Annotated in this window: 2 protein-coding genes and 1 pseudogene; 2 read left to right on the top strand and 1 reads right to left on the bottom strand. The window is 62.7% G+C overall.

The window, feature by feature from the left end; all coding sequences use genetic code 11:
• Window positions 1–342 (top strand): DUF4142 domain-containing protein (locus FJ980_RS31320; RefSeq protein ID WP_140547404.1); only part of this gene is annotated, 342 nt, incomplete at its 5' end.
• A gap of 117 nt (window positions 343–459) precedes the next feature.
• Window positions 460–969: a DUF892 family protein gene (locus FJ980_RS31315; protein WP_140547403.1), complete on the top strand. Its 510-nt coding sequence runs from the start codon at window positions 460–462 to the stop codon at window positions 967–969.
• Between the two features lie 80 nt (window positions 970–1,049).
• On the opposite strand, the pseudogene FJ980_RS31310 reads toward FJ980_RS31315, so the two are convergent.
• Window positions 1,050–1,493 (bottom strand): annotated as a pseudogene (locus FJ980_RS31310) (hypothetical protein); the annotation flags it as partial.

Raw genomic sequence — 1,493 nt, 5'->3', positions numbered from 1 at the left:
GACCACCAGAGGGCGAACGACAGGCTGAAGTCGCTCGCCGAAGCGGCCAAGATGCCGCTTCCGCCTGGGCTGGATGCCGAGCACGAGGAGATGCGTACCAGGCTGGAAAAGCTTACAGGCGTCGAATTCGATCTGGCTTACATCAGCGGCCAGATCGTCGACCATCAGAAGACTGTGCAACTCCTTGAATGTGATATCGGCTCCGGCCAGGATCCGGATGTCCAGCATTTCGCCTCGGATATCCTGCCGGCCGTACTTGAGCATCTGCAAATGGCGCGGGATATCCGCAGCAAGCTGGTGAAACCGGCATTGGCCGATGCCTCGGGCCAGAGCAAGAAGTGACCGTCGCGTCGGCGGCCAATCCGCGCGTTGGCAGCGCCTCTAGCCGAACCTGCCATAGTCCGGGCGGAACAATCCTCTCCGCTCGCGGTTTGGGCGAGCAACCCGAGGGAGACCTTCATGACACAATCGCGCGACTGGTTGATACAGTGGCTGAGAGACGCTCACGCCATGGAGGAGCAGGCCGCGACGATGCTCTCCGGACAACTGTCACGCCTCGAAAGCTATCCGGAGCTCGGTGACCGGATCCGTCAGCATCTCGACGAGACGCGACAGCAGGCCTCACGGCTGAGAACCTGCCTTGACCGGATCGGAGAGGGATCTTCCGCGATGAAAGACGCAGGTGGCAAGCTCACCGCCATGGCCCAGTCGATCAGCGGCGTGTTTGCCGGCGACGAGGTGATGAAGGGGTCGCTCGCCAGCTATACTTTCGAGCATATGGAGATTGCCTCCTACATGATGCTCATCGCCGCGGCCCACGCCGAAGGGGAGGCCGAGGTGGCGCGTGTCTGTGAGCAGAATCTGCGCGAAGAGGAAGCGATGGCGGATTGGCTCAAGAGCCACCTCGCCGAGACGACGCAGATGTTCCTGTCTCGCGCCGCGGCCGACAGCGATGCCGCAAAACGATAATCGGGCCTGTCGCCGCGTCGAATTTCGCCGGCCATGATCGTGCGACAGCGGCAGCGCGCGCTGCCTGTCGGCGGCGGCGACTATCGAGCCGATAGCGCTCCGCGGTCAGGTGAAGCTTTCGGCATCGCCGGCCGTAATTGCCGCTGATGACGGTGTTCCAGCGCGATCGCGCCCCAGACCAATCCGAGCAGCAGGTAGACGTGGCGCCAATGGTCGATGTCGATGAAGGTGCCGAGCCCGACATTGCCGATGAAGGCGACATAGGCGCACAGGAGATAGGGCTGCCACGGCCGGTCGCGCAGCAGGATGCGGAATCCGGCACATATCGTCCAGATGACAAGCGTCAGGAACGATACGAAGCCGAGCCAGCCATAGTCCATCAGCATCATCAGCCAGATGTCGTGGGTGTCCTCGCCGAAGATGGTGCCGAACACCAGAGGCCCGATGCCGAACGGGTGCTCCATCGCCATTTGGAAGCCGATCGCATAGCGGGCGAAGCGGCCGAGGCGGGCGGTGTCGTAGCT

It is taken from the genome of Mesorhizobium sp. B1-1-5 (genome assembly GCF_006443065.1).
Lineage (GTDB): Bacteria > Pseudomonadota > Alphaproteobacteria > Rhizobiales > Rhizobiaceae > Mesorhizobium.
This window is presented reverse-complemented; position numbering and strand designations above follow the sequence as displayed.

Bases quoted from the DNA above. Each gene is read 5' to 3' on its own strand.
- FJ980_RS31315 (WP_140547403.1), top strand. From the start codon at position 460: ATGACACAATCGCGCGACTGGTTGATACAGTGGCTGAGAGACGCTCAC.